Source organism: Caulobacter sp. GW821-FHT09B08, from assembly GCF_059418225.1.
This window is the reverse complement of the sequence record NZ_JBWKPL010000001.1, coordinates 832,187-848,997: the sequence shown is the minus strand read 5'-3', so window position 1 is coordinate 848,997 and position 16,811 is coordinate 832,187. Positions and strand designations below refer to the sequence as shown.

The 16,811-nt window shown below is 68.2% G+C and carries 14 protein-coding genes; 7 read left to right on the top strand and 7 right to left on the bottom strand.

Annotation, left to right across the window (positions count from 1 at the left end; genetic code table 11):
- Window positions 1-652 precede the first annotated feature (652 nt).
- The 5 genes from AC07OA_RS04075 to hisG all read left to right on the top strand — a co-directional run bounded on the left by AC07OA_RS04075 (window position 653) and on the right by hisG (window position 6,395).
- Entirely contained in the window at window positions 653-1,456 is an 804-nt protein-coding gene (locus AC07OA_RS04075) for a TIGR04255 family protein (RefSeq protein WP_494662478.1), read from the top strand.
- A gap of 595 nt (window positions 1,457-2,051) precedes the next feature.
- Window positions 2,052-2,570, top strand: a complete 519-nt coding sequence (locus tag AC07OA_RS04070; protein ID WP_494662477.1) for a hypothetical protein — start codon at window positions 2,052-2,054, stop codon at window positions 2,568-2,570.
- 252 nt (window positions 2,571-2,822) lie between these two features.
- Complete coding sequence (gene hisS, locus AC07OA_RS04065) at window positions 2,823-4,313, top strand: histidine--tRNA ligase (protein WP_494662476.1); 1,491 nt, start codon at window positions 2,823-2,825, stop codon at window positions 4,311-4,313.
- Between the two features lies 1 nt (window position 4,314).
- Window positions 4,315-5,445, top strand: a complete 1,131-nt coding sequence (locus AC07OA_RS04060) for an ATP phosphoribosyltransferase regulatory subunit (protein ID WP_494662475.1) — start codon at window positions 4,315-4,317, stop codon at window positions 5,443-5,445.
- On the top strand, window positions 5,442-6,395 hold the full coding sequence (hisG, locus tag AC07OA_RS04055; RefSeq protein ID WP_494662474.1) for an ATP phosphoribosyltransferase: 954 nt from the start codon (window positions 5,442-5,444) through the stop codon (window positions 6,393-6,395). Before AC07OA_RS04060 ends, hisG begins: the two co-directional genes overlap by 4 nt.
- 523 nt (window positions 6,396-6,918) lie before the next feature.
- Here the strand turns inward: hisG and AC07OA_RS04050 are convergent.
- The 7 genes from AC07OA_RS04050 to ybaL all read right to left on the bottom strand — a co-directional run bounded on the left by AC07OA_RS04050 (window position 6,919) and on the right by ybaL (window position 14,632).
- Window positions 6,919-7,764, bottom strand: a complete 846-nt coding sequence (locus tag AC07OA_RS04050; protein ID WP_494662473.1) for a hypothetical protein — start codon at window positions 7,762-7,764, stop codon at window positions 6,919-6,921.
- A gap of 1 nt (window position 7,765) precedes the next feature.
- A complete protein-coding gene (locus tag AC07OA_RS04045; protein WP_494662472.1) occupies window positions 7,766-9,061 on the bottom strand; it encodes an alpha/beta hydrolase family protein in 1,296 nt (431 codons plus the stop codon).
- A 215-nt stretch (window positions 9,062-9,276) separates the two neighbouring features.
- The gene (locus AC07OA_RS04040; RefSeq protein ID WP_494662471.1) at window positions 9,277-9,750 is read right to left on the bottom strand and encodes a copper chaperone PCu(A)C; all 474 of its coding nucleotides are present in this window, start codon (window positions 9,748-9,750) and stop codon (window positions 9,277-9,279) included.
- A 14-nt stretch (window positions 9,751-9,764) separates the two neighbouring features.
- Window positions 9,765-10,283, bottom strand: coding sequence for a YcnI family protein (locus AC07OA_RS04035; protein ID WP_494662470.1), 519 nt, complete (start codon window positions 10,281-10,283; stop codon window positions 9,765-9,767).
- A gap of 15 nt (window positions 10,284-10,298) precedes the next feature.
- On the bottom strand, window positions 10,299-12,356 hold the full coding sequence (locus AC07OA_RS04030; protein ID WP_494662469.1) for a TonB-dependent receptor family protein: 2,058 nt from the start codon (window positions 12,354-12,356) through the stop codon (window positions 10,299-10,301).
- A 74-nt stretch (window positions 12,357-12,430) separates the two neighbouring features.
- Window positions 12,431-12,823, bottom strand: a complete 393-nt coding sequence (locus tag AC07OA_RS04025; protein WP_494662468.1) for a DUF2946 family protein — start codon at window positions 12,821-12,823, stop codon at window positions 12,431-12,433.
- A gap of 156 nt (window positions 12,824-12,979) precedes the next feature.
- A complete protein-coding gene (ybaL, locus tag AC07OA_RS04020; RefSeq protein WP_494662467.1) occupies window positions 12,980-14,632 on the bottom strand; it encodes a YbaL family putative K(+) efflux transporter in 1,653 nt (550 codons plus the stop codon).
- Between the two features lie 70 nt (window positions 14,633-14,702).
- Here ybaL and AC07OA_RS04015 point away from each other — a divergent pair, with 70 nt between their 5' ends.
- Window positions 14,703-14,960, top strand: a complete 258-nt coding sequence (locus AC07OA_RS04015; RefSeq protein WP_494662466.1) for a helix-turn-helix transcriptional regulator — start codon at window positions 14,703-14,705, stop codon at window positions 14,958-14,960.
- A 34-nt stretch (window positions 14,961-14,994) separates the two neighbouring features.
- The gene (locus AC07OA_RS04010) at window positions 14,995-16,779 is read left to right on the top strand and encodes a cation:proton antiporter domain-containing protein (protein WP_494662465.1); all 1,785 of its coding nucleotides are present in this window, start codon (window positions 14,995-14,997) and stop codon (window positions 16,777-16,779) included.
- Window positions 16,780-16,811 lie beyond the last annotated feature (32 nt).

Genomic DNA, 16,811 nt, shown 5'->3' with positions numbered 1-16,811 from the left:
GGCCCGAGGGCCGGAGCGCTCCGCGCGGCCGGTGGACGAGAGCCCTCGGATCGCGGATTTTTAACCCGCTCCGATGGAGGCCCCATTCTTACCTGAAGGGTGGCGGGCGGGGAGGTGGCGCCTCCCCGGACCGCGCGGGCGATTTCAGCCCGCGCCTGGTGCGTGTCGCCGTTCGGTCCCGAGGGGATGCTCCCGCCGTCCGGCCCGGACCGCCAGGGACCCAATCCAAGGCCCCCACGCTCCGACCGACCCGCCCGGGCCCCTCGAACACCGGCCGACGGACGCTCCCCGCTCGACCGCCCCACGCCACCCGTCAGGTCGCCAGCTGGACGGCCTCCCCAGTGGCGGGGCGAGGAGCAGTATGGGGGCGTTTTGGGGGTGTAGGATAAGTTTGGGTCTGTGATCGCGCTGGGCGGGGTTAGGGCGTTGAATTTGTTGGGGGCGGGGTGGGTTTATCCCCGTCGCGAAAGGGGGCAATGGGCGGTGCCTCAACGGGGCCAAAATGTGAAGTTTTGGGGGCTCGTGGCACCGCGCCTTGGCGCAAAACCTATGCGGGTGGCTTGATCGGTGGGGTGGTGAATTGCTTTGGTCGTACCAAACGTTCAAGCTACCGGTGAGTGACACTCGACGTTCAGCACTAGGCGGTTGATGCATGCAATTATCCAATCCACCAATCTCGGAATTGGCAATCGGGGTGTCTACGATCGGTGGAGATTGCCTAGATGCCTACAACGTCGAAAAAACGCACGATCTCTTCCGGGGGCAGTTTCCTGTTGCTAGTCGCCAGGTTGAGTCGATTGCCTTGACGCCGTTCCCTCGATCTGATGGGCCGATCGAAGGTCCTTCGTTCTCAATGATGCCTGCGGTAAGTCCACAGCCCTCACGCTGGTGGTTTTCGTCCGAGGACGACACGCAGCTGCTCCAGTTGCAGGAGAATTTTATCGGAAGAAACTGGCGGAGAATTGCTCTTCCGCCGTCTTTCGTATCGATTTATCCCGGATTTGACGCGATTTATGAGGATTTCAAAAGGAATGTGGCGGCTGTTCTAGATAATCAAGCCGCATCTGGAGCCGCGCAAGCTCTCCCAACTTCAGCGGAAATTCTCTACGATAATCTAATTCCAATGATTGATGGTGGGGGAGGCATTAAGCCCGTCTCAAGTGTCATTAGCGTATTTAGCTTTGATGGGCAGCCAATGCGCTTCGGTATGGTGACGCAGTGGCGTGAACAGATTAAGCCGGGTACCGACGATGAAGGTATCCTGCAAATAGCGATTGCCGTTTTGGGAGTTGGGCCTACTCCGCAGGATATCAAGCCGTACACGCGGATCACCTTAGTGGCACGTGCCTCGGTTTCGAGTTGGGAGGTGGTCAATTCGTTTATGGAGCGGGGTCATGAGGCGATAAGTAGCCGCCTCAATGCGTTGACTACCGCTGAAGAGAGGGCCACATGGTAGCTATGGCATACCTGTTGTCCGCTCTTGCTGCTTCTCCAGACTATGCTTCTGCCGAGGCATTTCCTCCCACTTGGGCATCGCATCCAGAGTACAGGGTCGCAAGTTGGATTGGTGATCGACCGCCAGCGGCTCTTTCGCCAACTTCGCCTATCGCGGCTGGTTCAGCCGGGTGTCCTAATCCAGATACCATGGAAAGCGAGCCCGCGGCGTCGATTGACGAGCTCGATGCTCTTTCCCGTCTTGGGCACGATTGGGATGGCCAGGGTGCAGGAGCACCTCGGCAACGGGCGGTTGAACTTGCTAAAAAGTTCCTCACGCTTGACCGGTCGGGATGTGTTTGGGAGCCCACCCTTGATGCTGAGGGGCGCGTCATTTTGGAGGGCTACTTTCCTGGACGCTACGTTGAGTTGACAATTTCGGAGGATGATCGCGTTTCGATTTATCGACGTGCAGAGAAGTCAGTTGGCGGAACTTCGTTCGTGAAATTTGACGGATCGTCATTCCCGTTAGGCCTTTTGGCACTCTGAATTTGCCGATGCGCGATAGCTGTTCGACACTCTTGCACGCGGACACTGGCAATCTTCGAGCGGTTGATTTGGACGAGGCGCATGCCAATTGTGCGTGTGAAGCTTGTGCATTCAGTGTCCATGGTGCGGTTGAGAAAACGGAACGTCTTATTCGATTGATTATTGCGCCGCAGCACGTGGATAAAAAAGGTGCCCCAAAGGCAGCCGCATTATCGCATGCAGAAACAATAGGGCTTTCTACGTTTAGAGATTCTCTGACTTCTAATGCTGAAATATTAGGTATAGCTGAAAGACTGGTCGAGAGGGCGCGCCAGACAAATTTGAAGGCTGGCGTGGTTGGAGTTGTGTTATTTGATGCAATCTGGCCAAAACAGGTCCGTCCTGCAGAGGGGCGTCCCGTCTATTGCGTCTACGCAGTCGCAGACGCTGGAGTTCAAGCCCATGTCGATGTATTTCAGACAGTTGCTAATACGACCCCCGAAATTCGTATTGAGCGCCGGCAATGGCTTTTCTCAAACCTAAATGCGACTTTTGAAGAAGCGAATCTGTTCAGGGGGGGATTGCTTGCCCATCTAGCGCCGCCGTAGTTTGCGATTGACGCTAGATCTGTTGAACCCTCCTCACCCCTTCCCCCACACGCTCCACTACGCTATAGCCCCCGCGCAATGACCCGCCAGCCGCACCATCACGGCCACCACCACCATCCGACCTCGCCTCGCGGGATCGGCCGGGTCCGTTCGCTCTAGCGACAGCCCAGCCCGAGCCCCGCCCAAGGCGGATGGGGCTCACGCACAGCGCCCATCCGTCGAGCCTGACCTTCCAAGGACCGACGCCGCGCCATGACCGACCAAACCAAAGACACTGGGGCCGACAACACCTTCCGCCCCGAGGCCCGCAATCCGCGCGGGTTCGCCGACAAGCGCGCCCGCGACCTGCGCGCCGAGCGGGCGATCCTGGAGGCGGTGTCGGCCGTCTACGAGCGCTACGGCTTCGAGGCGCTGGACACCGGGGCGTTCGAATATGCCGACGCCCTGGGCAAGTTCCTGCCCGACAGCGACCGTCCCAACGAGGGGGTCTTCGCCCTGCAGGACGACGACGAGCAGTGGATGGCGCTGCGCTACGATCTGACCGCGCCCCTGGCCCGCTTCGCCGCCCAGAACTGGGAGACCCTGCCCAAGCCGTTCCGCCGCTACGCCTTCGGGCCGGTGTGGCGCAACGAGAAGCCGGGTCCGGGCCGCTTCCGCGAGTTCATCCAGTGCGACGCCGACACCGTCGGCTCGGCCCGTCCGGAGGCCGACGCCGAGATCATCGCCATGGCCGTCGAGGGCCTGCAGGCCGCCGGCCTGCCGCGCGGCGCGGCGGTGCTGAAGATCAACAACCGCAAGCTGCTGAACGGCCTGCTGACGGCGGCGGGCGTGGCCGGCGAGGGCCAGAAGCTGGGCGTCCTGCGCGCGGTCGACAAGCTGGACCGCCTGGGCGTCGAAGGCGTGCGCCTGCTGCTGGGCGAGGGCCGGCTGGACGAGAGCGGCGCCTTCACCAAGGGCGCGGGCCTGGCGGGCAAGGCCATCGACGCGGTGCTGGACTTCGTCCAGGCCGGGGCGGGTGGTCGCGGGGCGACCTTGGCCAACATCGCCAAGGTGGTGGCCGGCTCGGCCGAGGGCGACGAGGGCCTGCGCGAGCTGGAGCTGATCGACACGGCCCTCAAGAGCCTGGGCGTGGCCGACGACCAGGCGGTGTTCGAACCGTCGATCGTCCGGGGGCTGGAATACTACACCGGCGCGGTGTTCGAGGCCGAGCTGCTGCTTGCCACTACCGACGACAAGGGCGCCAAGGTCTCGTTCGGCTCCATCGGCGGCGGCGGGCGCTATGACGACCTGGTGGCGCGGTTCACCGGCCAGACGACGCCGGCCACGGGCTTCTCGTTCGGCGTCTCGCGCCTGGCGGCGGCCCTGCGGGCGGCGGGGCGCGAGCCCGGCGGCGTCGCGCGCGGCCCCGTCGTGATCATCAATTTCGACCAGGCCCACATGGGCGAGTACTTCGCCGTGGCCGGAGAGCTGCGCGCGGCGGGCGTTCCGGCCGAGGTGTATCTCGGAACCTCCGGCATGCGGCCGCAGATGAAATATGCCGACCGCCGCCTGTCGCCGGCCGCCATCATGCTGGGCGGCGACGAGATCGCGGCCGGCACGGTCACGATCAAGGACCTGGATCTGGGTCGCGAACTGGCCGCCGGCGTCGCCGACAACGCCGCCTGGAAGGCCGAGCGGCCCGGCCAGCAGACCATCCCGCGCGGCGAGCTGGTCGCGGCGGTTCAGAAAATCATCGGGGGTTGAGGTGAGGCTCGAGCGTTCCATTCCGTCGGAGGCGCTCGACGCCATCCGCGCTCCGTTCCTGGCCGCCGGCGCTGCGCCGACCGACGCGCCGGTGCTCCAGCCCCTGGGCCTCTTGCTGGACCTGGCCGGCGAGGCCATGCGCTCGCGATTGTTCGTGGTCTCGGGCGACGCGGGCGAGGAGGCCTGCCTGCGGCCGGACTTCACCGTGGCCGTCGCTCGCCAGCATCTGGCGGCCGGCAACGGCCAGGGCCGATACCTCTATGAAGGCAAGGCGTTCCGCGTCGCGCCGCGTGGCAGCGATCGCGCCGAGGAGTTCCTGCAGATCGGGATCGAGGCCTTCGAGGCCGGCGACCCCGTGGCCGCCGACGCCGAGATCGCCGCCCTGGCCTGGGCCGGGGCGGCGGCGGGCGGGCGCGACGACCTGACCCTGCTGCTGGGCGACGTGGGGCTGTTTTCGGCTTTCGTCGATAGCCTGGGCCTCACCCCGCCGCTGGGCGCGCGGCTGAAGCGGGCCTTCACCCGGCCCCGGATGCTGAAGGCCGAGCTGGAGGGCGAGGTCGATGTGCCCAGCGGCGAGCAGACGCGCATCGCCGCCCTGCTGGCGGGCCTGCCCGAGGCCGAGGCCTCGGCGGTGTTGCAGGAGCTGTGGAGCCTGGCCGGCATCGAGCCGGTGGGCGGGCGTCGTCCCGCCGAGATCGCCCACCGCCTGGTCGAGCGCGCCCAGAGCGCCAAGGCCGGCCGGCTGTCGGCGGGCGAGGCCGACGCGGTGCGGGCCTTCCTGGCGGTCAGCGACCGTCCGGGCGCGGCCCTGGACGCCATCGCCGCCCTGGGCGGTCCTCGGCGTTCGGCGCTGGACGCGGCCGTGGCCGGCTGGCGGGCGCGGCTGTCGGGCATGGCCGCGCGCGGCGCGCCCGAGGACCGGATGATCCTGGCGGCCGCCTTCGGGCGGGCGTTCGGCTATTACGACGGCTTCCTGTTCGAGGTGCGCAGCGCGGCCCTCGGCGAAGACCGGCCACTGGCCGCCGGCGGCCGCTACGACGGCCTGCCCGCGCGCCTCGGAGCCGAAACGAAAACCGGCGCCGTGGGCTGCATGGTGCGCCCGGCGCGAGCCTATGCGGGAGGCGGCGAATGAGCGCCCCAATGATCTTCGCCATTCCGTCCAAGGGCCGGCTGAAGGAGCAGGTCGAGGCCTGGCTGGCCGACTGCGGCTTCAAGCTGGAGATGACCGGCGGCGCGCGCGGCTACAGCGCCGAGCTGTCGGGCCTGCCCGGGGTGTCGGTGCGCCTGCTGTCGGCCGGCGACATCGCCGTGGGGCTGGACAGCGGCGAGCTGCACCTGGGCGTCACCGGCGAGGACCTGCTGCGCGAGCGCGGCGACGACATGGACGGCCGGGTCATGCTGCTGCGGGCCCTGGGCTTCGGCCGCGCCGACCTGGTGGTGACCGCGCCCAAGAGCTGGCTGGACGTCGACACCATGGCCGATGTCGACGAGGTCGGGCACGCCCATCTCGCCAAGACCGGCCGGCGCCTGCGGGTAGCCACCAAGTACGTCACCCAGACCCGGGCCTTCTTCGCCCGCCACGGCGTGGCCGACTACCGGATCGTCGAGAGCAGCGGCGCCACGGAGGGCGCCCCGGCGGCGGGCGCGGCCGAGCTGGTGGTCGACATCACCACCACCGGCGCGACCCTGGCGGCCAACGGGCTGAAGATCCTGTCCGACGGGGTGATCCTCAAGAGCCAGGCCCAGCTGACCGCCTCGCTGATCGCGTCGTGGACGGATGGGCAGATCGAATCCCTGGCGCGCCTGCTGTCAGTGGTCGAGGCCAAGGGCCGGGCCCGGACGCTGGCGACGCTGGTCTGGCCCGCCGAGCAGGACGGCGCCGGACAGGCGGCCGTGGCGCGTTTCGTGGGCCAAGGCGCGCGCCGGGCCAACGGCGCCCTGCTGGCCGCCTCCGACCTCTTCGAGGCCGCCGCCGCCCTGGGGGCGGCCGGAGTCGAGCCGGTCACGGTGTCGCGCCCGGACTATGTGTTCGAATCGCGCTCGGCGGTGCTGGAGGGACTCAAGGCGCGGCTGGCTCGGTAAGTTTTGACTGAGTTGTCAAAAAAATCCTAGGAGAACGGCGATAAGTTTGACTGGCGGGTCCAATCTATCCCTTTTGTGTCAAAAATATTCGGAGCCCTTACAGATTCAGGGGTAGTTGCCGTTGACACCATCTCGGATTTGCCGTTTCTAACCCTTGCAAGGAAGAAACGAGCCCAAAGAGAGCTCCCTTCCTTCGGCGTTTCGGGGAGGAAACGCCCACCTAGATCGAATGATCGAGAAATAGCCGGACCCGTCGCGATTATCCCCCGCGGCGGGTTTGGTGATTCTGGGCTACAGATCAGTTTTTTGACGAAAGTGATAAAAACGGTGTTTCCGCAGCGGAAGCGCCCTTTTTGCGGTCTTGGTTAAAATCCCGTTCGGCCTCACGGCGAGCCTCAGCGGTCGGTCGGCGTGATCCGTTGCGGACATTCAGCGCATCCGGTTAGCGTCCTCTACTGCCGCGCCTTGAGCCATCAATTGGCAGAAGCCCAACATTCGCTTTTCGTCTTGGCGGCGCGCAGGTCTAAAGGTCGCTCAACATCAGCTTGGTCATCGGCGCTGGCCAAGCTGAAAACGCCTCAAACTTGAGCCGTGCGAGGTTCTCCCGCTGGAACGATCCTTCGTACGTGACGGTGGTCACGATGATGGAGTGCCCGCGATCGACGGCGAGGGCGGTAACTGGGGACGGGTGAACCCCAGTCGTCGGGGGGCGAAAGAAGTAAGCGATCAGGCCTTCAAAGTAGAAGCGGTAGATCGGAAGGGGGCGCTCGCCATCGTCGCCATTAGCCGGCAGGTGCTTTGTCATCGCAACCGGAGTTTGGTTGTGTGCCTCGCCTTTCGTCGACAACTGGATGAGATGCAGAGGGTAGAACCCGTTCGGCGGTGTTTGCCGCCTTAGCACGGTCTCTTGCAATTGAATGAGTTCGTCGTCGGCCAGCGTGACCTCAGAGAACTCCGGCCGGCTTGTCGCGGCCGCCCGCCACAGCAAGCTGAGGAAAAACAGCCGTAGGCGCTCCGCATCGATCCCGTCAATTGACCGAGCTCCCCAAGCCGTATTGGGCATCGCAACGTGGTCCTCGGTGCGAAGCGCACGGTCGTCGCCCCATCCGCTCCAGATCAGCTTGTGTCGGCGCAGCTCCGAAATCGCCCAGGTGTCGAGCGCTGTCAGGACGTCCTCACCCTTTCGGGTCACAAGTTCCTCGTCGTACCAGCTATCGAACCGCTTTGATGGCCGCGAGCCGCTACCGGCCTGGATGAAATGCGCCCCCGGACGATTGGGCCTAGTCACGGCCTTTGGAATGAGGTGCGCCCTCACAAAGGTTCCGTAGACGCCGCTCAGCTTGCAGGTACCCAGTCCCTTCTTGGCCATCTCAATCCTCGCGCCAGCTCTTCCGGAGCCAGGCCTGCAGCCTGTCGGCCGTCAACCGCTGCGCCTGCGCCGCCGGGCGCGACCCGCCTACCAGGGGGCGCAGCAGCGGCCGCGCGGGCGGGGCGAAGAAGAACTCCGCGTCGGTGAAGCTGTAATGGTTAGTCCCGGCGATCTGGAACCGCTCGCCCAGGCGGCCGAGGTCGGCCAGCACCGTGTCGCGCCTGGCCCGGTACAGGGGCGGATGATGGGTGACGGCGTAGTCGCTCTCGACGAACAGGAACGGCCGCCCCAGCCGCGCCCGCTCGACCCCGCCATAGAGCATGCCGTCGAGATTCGCGCCGGCGCTGGGCCGCGGGTCCGCCGCCATGACGGCCGCGGCGGTCGCGCCGCCGAACGAGTGGCCCACCACGGCCAGCCGCGACAGGTCCAGCCTTCCCTGCAACTCACCCACCGCCGGCGTCCGCAGCCGGTCGATGACGAAGCGCACGTCGCCCACCCGAGGCTTCAGCCGCGTCTCCATGTAGAGCAGGCGGTCCGGATCGCCGGGCAGGAAACGCTCGACCGTCGTGGCCAGGCGGCCGTCCGCCAGTTGAGTCGCCGGACCCTCGTAGGGGTGGTCCAGGGCGATCACCACGAAACCCCGGCTGGCCAGGTCGGCGACCAGGCTGGTGTAGAAGGCGCGCGGCGCGCCGTAGCCGGGTGAAAAGACGATGACGGGCCACTGGGGCTGGGCCCGCGACATGGGCGCCTCGACCCGGGCGTGGGTGTTGACCTCGCCGAAGCGCCGGAACAGGAACCCGGGCAGCAGGCTCACTTTCGGAGGAAGCCGACCCAGGCCGTCCATGTAGACGCTCGTCCCGCCGCCGCCCGCCTCGGCGGGGTACCAGGCCTGGGCGATGACGTTACGGTGGTCGTCCGGGGCCTCGGTGGCGTCTTCCGGCCGGCTGGCGTCCACCCATCGCCAGGTCACCGTGCCGACGGCGTAGGGGCCGTTCGGCTTGGGCAGGGTCGGGACCGCCAGCACGGTCCAGGTCGCTAGGCTGGCCAGCACCAGCGCGGTCAGCGCCGAGGCGCCGATCCACCCCGCTCGCCCGCGCACGGCGAGCGCCACCAGCAACGCCAGCCCGGCATAGAGCGGCAGGAACTGCCAGGTGAAAGTCTCCGAAACGACCTGCCAGAGCGCCAGCCCGGCCAGGGGCGGCAGACTCCACCGGACGACGCGGCGAGCGGGCGCGAACAGCCAGCCCAGGGCCGACGCCGCGAACAGCAGCACCAGCGATGCATCCAAAGCGCTCATGAAGCCCTCCCGCCGCCAGACTGCCCGGCAGGCGTGCAGGCCTCAAGCAGAGCGTCTGTGGGATGGGTGGAGGCGCCCGAAATCCCTTCCCTCCCCCTTGTGGGGAGGGTGGCCCTGGCGGAGCCAGGGTCGGGTGGGGGATTACTGAGTCAGCAGGCCCCACCCGTCCGCTTCGCGTCCACCCTCCCCACAAGGGGGAGGGAGAAATCGTCTAGCTAGTGCTTCATCCCGGCCATCGGGTCGGCCTTGGGCGGGCCGGGTTCGACCGAGAGGTCGATCTTCATCTTCAGGCCGCTGTCGAAGACCAGGGTCACCGGCACCTTGCCCCCCACGGCCTGGGGCGCTTGGAGCCCGACCAGCATCAGGTGGTAGCCGCCCGGGGCGAAGTCGAGCTTGGCGCCGGGCGCGAGGGCCAGGCCCCCGGTCACCGTCCGCATGGTCATGACGCCGCCCGCCATGCTGCTCTGGTGGACGGAGGCCGACTTGGCGGCGGGGCTTTCGATCGCCACCAGCTTGATCGGCTTGGCGCCCACATTGGTCAGGGTCAGGTAGCCGACGCCGTTCATGCCGGCCTGGGCCGGGCGGGTCCACGGGCGGCGGACCTCGACCCCGCCGACGCGGTAGTCGCCGGCAAAGGCGGGGGCGGAGAGGACGAGAGCGGCGACGGCGGCCAGGGCGAAACGGTTCATCGGGGGTCTCTTGCTCAGTGTTTCATGCCGGGCATGGCCGGCATGGTCTCGGCGGCGGCGGGCGTCAGGCGGACGACCGGCGCGGGATGGGTCAGCTTCTCGCCGGGGCGTGCGGGATCGGCGATCTCGGTCCACTGGCTCTCGCCATTCTCGCAGGTCTGGACGACGGGGAAAACGAGCGTCTCGGCCCCCGCCTTCCCGGTCAGCGCGGGCAGCTTCATCAAGAGCGGGAAGTCGTCGAACTGGTCGTCGGGCAGGCGGCCGGTCCAGGTGACGGCGGTCGTCTTGTCGCCCGTCTTCTCGATGTCGATGGTCCAGCCGAACTTCGGTTGCGGCCGGGCCGAGGCGACGGCGTCGGGGACCTCGACCCGCACCTTCAGCGTGGTGTCGCCGGCCCCGCAGGCGTGGCCCACGCGGAAGGCGACGGCCGAATAGGAGCCGGCCTTGGCCTCGCCCGGGGCGGCCACCACGTGAGCCAGCGCCAGGGAGGGGCTGGCCGCGAGGGCCAGCAGAGCGATCAGGGGCGCTTTCATGATGTCCTCCTCCCCCTAGAAATCGACCGTGACGCCGCCGAACACCGAGCGGCCGTCTCCGGGCCACAGGGTGGCGGTGGCGGGCGCCCAGGTGATGGCGGCCTGGGTGTTGGAAACATAGGCCTTGTCGGCCAGGTTCCGCGCGTCGAGGAACAGCGAGACCCCGCCGCCCACCTTCCAGCCGGCGTTCAGGTTGAGGATCGCGTAGCCCGGCGCCTTGGTGGTGTTGAAGTAGTCGATCCACTGGTCGGTGGCCGACCACTCGACCGACGGGGCCACGAACCAGCCGCGCGGGTCGTCGTAGCGGACCTCCGAGCGGTAAAAGTTCTTGGGCACGATGGGCAGGCGGTTGTCGTGATAGACGTCGTCGCCGTCGAAGCGGAAGTCCGACAGCGTCCAGGTCTGGCGGATGCGCCAGCGCGGGGTCACGGCCCAGTCCAGCGCCGCCTCGATCCCCTGGTGCGTCGTCTTGTCGGCGTTGAAGACCGAGGCCGGGATCGAGCCGCCGACCGTGTATTGCAGCATCTCGTCCTTCAGTTGGGCGCGATACAGCGTCACGTCGTAGGTGAACGGACCCCGGTGGCCGCGCGTCCCGACCTCGCCGGTCCAGGCCTTCTGGGCCTTGACCGGCGCGAAGCCGGTGTTGACCGGGCTCATCGAGCTGAAGTTCGGCGGCTCGACCGAGCGGGTCAGGTTGGCGAAGACCTGGTCGCCGGACTCGTCCTGCCACAACAGGCCGATGCGCGGCGAGATCCAGTCGTAGGTCTTGTCGGCCTTCAGGTCGAAGGTCGTCGGCATGCCGGGCACCGCGAAGCTGGTGTAGTCGCGCTTGGCCTGGCCCCAGGTGGCGCCGGCCACCACGGCCAGGCGGTCGGTGACGAACAGCCGGCCCTCGCCGAACAGGTCGATGGCGTCGGCGTTCTGCAGCGTCCGCGAGGTCGGCGCGCCCCGCGCCCCGCGCACATTGACGTAGAAGTTGGAGTCCATGTCGCCGGTCCGGTACCAGGCGCCGAAGAAGGCGTCGGCCCGCTTGCCGCCGATCTGGCCGTCCCAGTCGAAGCGGCCGAAGGCGCCGTAGTTGCGGCTCTGCTGGTCGATGACCTGGAAGATCGGGTGGTCCAGGTCCTTCCACACCGCATAGACCGCGCCCTGGAAGACCAGGCTGTCGGAGAGCCGCCAGGTGCTGGCCAGTGAGCCGCGCACGCCGCGCTGGTTGCGGCCCTGGTCGCCGGCGGCGTTGGCCAGGGCGGTCTGGCGCGGGTTCTGCTGGAACTGCGTCAGGGTCAGGGCGCCGGGGATCTCCTGGTTGATGTTGGAGCCGTTGACGATGAACCGCACCTCGCGGTCCTCGCCGAACGAGCGGCCGATGTTCAAGGACCCGAACTGGATGTTCTGCTGGCTCTGCGAGCGCCAGCCCTGGCTCGTCTGGTTGGTGGCGGCGGCATAGACGTCCCAGTCGCCGAACTGGCGGGCCAGGGCCAGGTGTTCGCGGATCAGGCCGAACGAGCCGCCGTCGACCCGGACCTGGTTCTCGAACCCGGCGTCCTTGCCCGTGGGGGTGACCATGTTGATCGCCCCGCCCAGCAGGGCGCCGCCGAAGCGCAGGGCGTTGCCGCCGCGATAGACCTCGGCGTAGCGGGTGTTCAGCGGATCGGCGATCTGGCTGTCGCCATAGCCGTCGGCCTCGTTCAGCGGCACGCCGTCCTGGGCCAGCAGCAGGCCGCGATTGTGGTTGGCGTTGCCGATCCCTGAACCCCGGATCGAGATGCGCACGTCCCCGCCCCACTTGCGCTGGGCGTAGACGCCGGGGGCGTCGCGCAGCATGTCGTCCAGGGCCAGGGCCTCGCGGCTGGCGTAGGATTCCTGCGAGATCACCGAGACGCCGCCGGGGGTCTCCGACAGCCGCCGGCGGGCGTCGGCGACCACGGGCGGGTCTTCGGGATTGGCGCGGGCGGTGACGATCACCGACGAGACCGAGGTTTGGTCGACATTGTCCTCGGCGGCGACAGCGGCGGAAGACAGCAGGCAGAGCGCGGCGCCGGCCATCAGGCCCAGGCGGAAGGAATTCGACATTTGAGGCAGCCCCCGAAAAGCATGACGACGCGCGTCGGCGTGCGGCCGTGACGCGCGGGCGAAGTGTCAGGCGATCAGGCGGTGGGTGGTCCCTGGCTGGGCGGGCGCGGGGGCGCCCGGGCCAGGTAGACGCCGGTCAGGGCGGCGCGGGGGGCGGGGTCGATGCGGACGCCGTACAGCACGGGGGCCACGGCGACGTCGGGCGAGGGGGTGGTGGTCGCCAGGGCGGCGGCCAGGCACTGGGCGCAGGGCAGGCCGCCGAAGCCCTTGGCGGGCTTTTCCTTGCCGATCACGTCACCGGCCACCTCGACGGCCTTGGCGCCGTCGGTGGTGCAGATCATCACCGCCTGGCCGGTGGCCTCGTGCGCCATGGCCGCGGCCGGCATCAGCGCCTGGACGAGCAGGGCCAGCATCGCCAGCAAGGCGATGGGCCAGGTCGTCCGGGAGGGGGCGCGACGGCGGGTCATGGTGAGTCACGCCTAGGCTTTGGCGCGGGTTTGGTCAATGCGGCGTCGTGCTCGGCCGGGGACATGCCCTTGTGCGTGTCCCCAGACCAGCCCTCGACGTTGTCCGGGATGACAGGTGATGCGGGTGGGGACACGCGCATGCGCATGTCCCCGGCATCAGTGCGCCGGGGCCGCCGCCGGTTTCTTCCTCGGCGCCAGGGCCAGCATGCCGCGCGCGATCTCCTGCTCGCCGATCAAGGCGTGGGTGGCGCCCATCTGGGTCAGCAGGTCGACGTCGTTGTCGGTATAGGCGCGGGCGATGATCTTGGCCTGGGGGTTGGCGGCGCGGGCCTGCTCGATGATCCGGGCGGCCTCGAACGGGCTGGGCACGGCGACGAACAGGTGGGTGGCCTCGGCCAGGCCCGCCTGCAGCAGGATCTCGGGGCGCACGGCGTTGCCCTGGATCACCTCGAAGCCGGCCTCGCGCAGCTCGTCGGCCCGCTCGCCCTCGTCCTCGATCACCACCAGCGGCATGCGGCCCTTCAGGCCCTCGGCGACGGACTTGCCGACGCGGCCGTAGCCGACCAGCACGCCGTGCGGCTGGGCGGTGACGGCCGGCGCCGGCGGCTCGCCCGCGCGTCCGACCAGCTTGGGCAGCACCTTGTCCAGCACCGCGAATAGCAGCGGATTGATCAGGATCGACAGGATGGCGCCGGCCAGGATCAGGTCGCGACCCTCGGGCGGCAGCAGCTTCAGCGATACGCCCAGGCCCGCCAGGATGAACGAGAACTCGCCGATCTGGGCCAGGCTGGCCGAGATGGTCAGGGCCACGCTCTGCGGGCGCTTGAAGGCGATGACGATCAGATAGGCGGCCACCGACTTGCCGATCACGATGATGGCCAGGGTGGCCAGCACCGCCAGGGGCTCGCGCAGGATCACCGACCAGTTGAACAGCATGCCGATCGACACGAAGAACAGCACGGCGAAGGCGTCGCGCAGGGGCAGGGTCTCGTTGGCGGCCTGCTGCGACAGCTCGCTCTCGGCCATGATCATGCCGGCGAAGAAGGCCCCCAGGGCGAACGACACGCCGAACAGGGCCGCCGAGCCGAACGCGACTCCCAGAGCGATGGCCAGAACGCCCAGGCGGAACAGTTCGCGCGAGCCGGTGTGGGCGATGCGGTGCAGGATCCAGGGGATCACCCGGCGTCCGACGATCAGCATGAAGGCGACGAAGGCCACGACCTTGCCGATGGTGATGGCGAAGGCGCCGGCGATGCCGCCGGGGCCAGGCGGCGGGGCCTCGCCGCCCAGCACGCCCGACAGGGCCGGCAGCAGCACCAGGGCCAGCACCATGGCCAGGTCCTCGACGATCAGCCAGCCGACGGCGATGCGGCCCCGGTCGGTCTCGATCAGCCGCCGCTCCTGCAGGGCCCGCAGCAGCACCACCGTCGAGGCCACCGACAGCGCCAGGCCGAACACCACGCCGCCGCCGAAGCTCCAGCCCAAGAGGTGGGCCAGGCCGATGCCCATGACGGTGGCGGCCAGGATCTGGACGACCGCGCCGGGGATGGCGATCTTGCGCACCGCCATCAGGTCCTTGACCGAGAAGTGCAGTCCCACGCCGAACATCAGCAGGATCACCCCGATCTCGGCCAGCTGCGGGGCGAGCTCCGTGTCGGCCACATAGCCGGGGGTGAACGGTCCGACGACCACGCCGGCCACCAGGTAGCCGACCAGCACGGGCAGCTTGAACCGGTTGGCCAGGGCGCCGAACACGAAGGCCAGGCCGAGGCCCGCGACGATGGTGGCGATCAGGGACGTGTGATGCAAAGGCGCTCCTTGACGGTCAACATTTTCGGGCGTACTCAACCAATATGGGTGGAAATCCCGGGAGCGAAAGATGCCCCACGCAAAAATTCTCCTGCCGGCTCAATGCCGCGGGGCGCGCGGCCTTCTGGGCTGGTCGCAGGGCGACCTCGCCGACCATGCCGGCGTCTCGCGCAGCACGGTCAAGGACTTCGAGACCGAGCGCCACGCGCTTCACCATAGCACCGAACGGCTGCTGATCGATGCCATCGAAAGCGGCGGGGTGGCGCTGATCGCGCAGGACAACGACCACGGCTGCGGAGCGGGCGTGCGACTGAAGCTGGCCGGATAGGCTTGGGGACCGACAACGAAGGGGGCAAGACGAGGTGGATCACGCGATATCGCCGGCCGACTACAAGGACCTGGTGCTGTTCCTGGCCACGGCGGGCATCGTCGCGCCGCTGTTCAAGCGGCTGAAGCTGAACCCCATCCTGGGCTTCCTGATCGCCGGCGTCATCCTGGGGCCGTTCGGCCTGGGCGCCCTGAGCCACAGCCTGCCGTGGCTGGACTACGTCACCGTCGACAACCCCCAGGAAATCGCCCAGCTGGCCGAGTTCGGGGTGGTGTTCCTGCTGTTCATGATCGGGCTGGAGTTGTCGTGGGAGCGGCTGCGGCTGATGCGCAAGCTGGTCTTCGGCCTGGGCGCCCTGCAGGTGATCGGCTGTTCGGTGGCCCTGGGCGCGGTGGCCATGCTGCTGGGCCAGCAGCCGGTGGCGGCCCTGGCCATCGGGGCGGCCCTGACCCTGTCGTCCACCGCCATCGCCGTGCCCGTGCTGGTCGAGCGCAAGCGCCTTCACTCCGAGGGCGGACGGGCGACCTTCTCGGTGCTGCTGTTCCAGGACCTGGCGGTGGCGCCGATCCTGATCACCCTGGCGATCCTGGGCCGCGCCGACGGGGCGTTCGGCCTGAAGGACCTGCTGGCCCTGGGCCCGGCGGCCATCGGCCTGGGGGTGATCGTGCTGTTCGGGCGCCTGGCCCTGCGGCCGATGATGCGCTCGGTGGCGAAGGCCAAGAGCGAAGAGATGTTCATGGCCGCCTGCCTCTTGGTAATCATCGGGGCGGGGCTGGTGGCGTCGCTGTCGGGCCTGTCGATGGCGCTCGGCGCCTTCGTGGCCGGCATCCTGCTGGCCGAGACCGAGTACCGCCACGAGGTCGAGGTCAAGATCGAGCCGTTCAAGGGGCTGCTGCTGAGCCTGTTCTTCGTCTCCCTGGGCATTCGCCTGGACCTGTCGCTGCTGGTGGCCAATCCGGCCCTGGTGCTGGGCGTGGCCGTCGGGCTGGTGGGGGTGAAGGGGCTGATGATCCTGGGCCTGGGGCGCCTGTTCGGCCTCTCCACCCGCTCGGCCATCGAGGCGGCCCTGACCCTGGCGGCGGGCGGCGAGTTCGCCTTCGTGATCCTGGACAACGCCATGAGCGCCAGCGTGGTCTCCAGCCAGATCGGCCAGGCCGTGCTGGTGGCCGCCACCCTGACCATGTTCCTGATACCCTTCCTGGCGGGCGTCGGCGGGCGCCTGGCCAAGAAGGCCGCCGCCCCGGTCAGCGAGGCGCCGGATCTGGTGGGCCTGCAGAGCGAGGAGCCGGCCGGCCGCGTGCTGGTGGTCGGCTACGGCCGCGTCGGACGGCTGGTCGGCGACATGCTGGACCGCCACGAACTGCCGTGGATCGCCATCGACCGCGATCCCGGCTTCGTCCAGCAGGGCCGCCGCAACGGTCACCGGGTCTATTTCGGCGACGCCTCGCGGGTGGAGCTGCTGGAGCGCTGCGGCCTGGACGGCGCCAGGGCCGTGGTGGTCACCATGGACTCGCCTGACGCCGCCGAGGCGGTGGTGGCCGTGGCCCGTGGCCATCGCCCGGACCTGACCATCGTGGCCCGCGCCCGCGACGCCCGCCACGCCGCCCGTCTCTACGAACTGGGCGCCACCGACGCCGTGCCCGAAACCATCGAGGCCTCGCTGCAGCTCTCCGAAGCCGTGCTGGTCGACATCGGCGTGCCCATGGGCCTGGTCATCGCCTCGATCCACGAGCGCCGCGACGAGTACCGCAAGGTGCTGAACCGCCCGGACGCGCTGGGGGGGAAGCGTAAGCGCCTGCGGGACGCGGCGCGGGGGTAGGGACGGGCGGGTTACGGGCTCTGATACCCAGT

Excerpts from the sequence above, each read along its gene's own strand:
- AC07OA_RS04075 (WP_494662478.1), top strand. The coding sequence starts at position 653 with ATGCAATTATCCAATCCACCAATCTCGGAATTGGCAATCGGGGTGTCT.
- hisS (WP_494662476.1), top strand. The coding sequence starts at position 2,823 with ATGACCGACCAAACCAAAGACACTGGGGCCGACAACACCTTCCGCCCC.
- hisG (WP_494662474.1), top strand. The coding sequence starts at position 5,442 with ATGAGCGCCCCAATGATCTTCGCCATTCCGTCCAAGGGCCGGCTGAAG.
- AC07OA_RS04050 (WP_494662473.1), bottom strand. The coding sequence starts at position 7,764 with ATGGCCAAGAAGGGACTGGGTACCTGCAAGCTGAGCGGCGTCTACGGA.
- AC07OA_RS04045 (WP_494662472.1), bottom strand. The coding sequence starts at position 9,061 with ATGAGCGCTTTGGATGCATCGCTGGTGCTGCTGTTCGCGGCGTCGGCC.
- AC07OA_RS04040 (WP_494662471.1), bottom strand. The coding sequence starts at position 9,750 with ATGAACCGTTTCGCCCTGGCCGCCGTCGCCGCTCTCGTCCTCTCCGCC.
- AC07OA_RS04035 (WP_494662470.1), bottom strand. The coding sequence starts at position 10,283 with ATGAAAGCGCCCCTGATCGCTCTGCTGGCCCTCGCGGCCAGCCCCTCC.
- AC07OA_RS04030 (WP_494662469.1), bottom strand. The coding sequence starts at position 12,356 with ATGTCGAATTCCTTCCGCCTGGGCCTGATGGCCGGCGCCGCGCTCTGC.
- AC07OA_RS04025 (WP_494662468.1), bottom strand. The coding sequence starts at position 12,823 with ATGACCCGCCGTCGCGCCCCCTCCCGGACGACCTGGCCCATCGCCTTG.
- AC07OA_RS04015 (WP_494662466.1), top strand. The coding sequence starts at position 14,703 with ATGCCCCACGCAAAAATTCTCCTGCCGGCTCAATGCCGCGGGGCGCGC.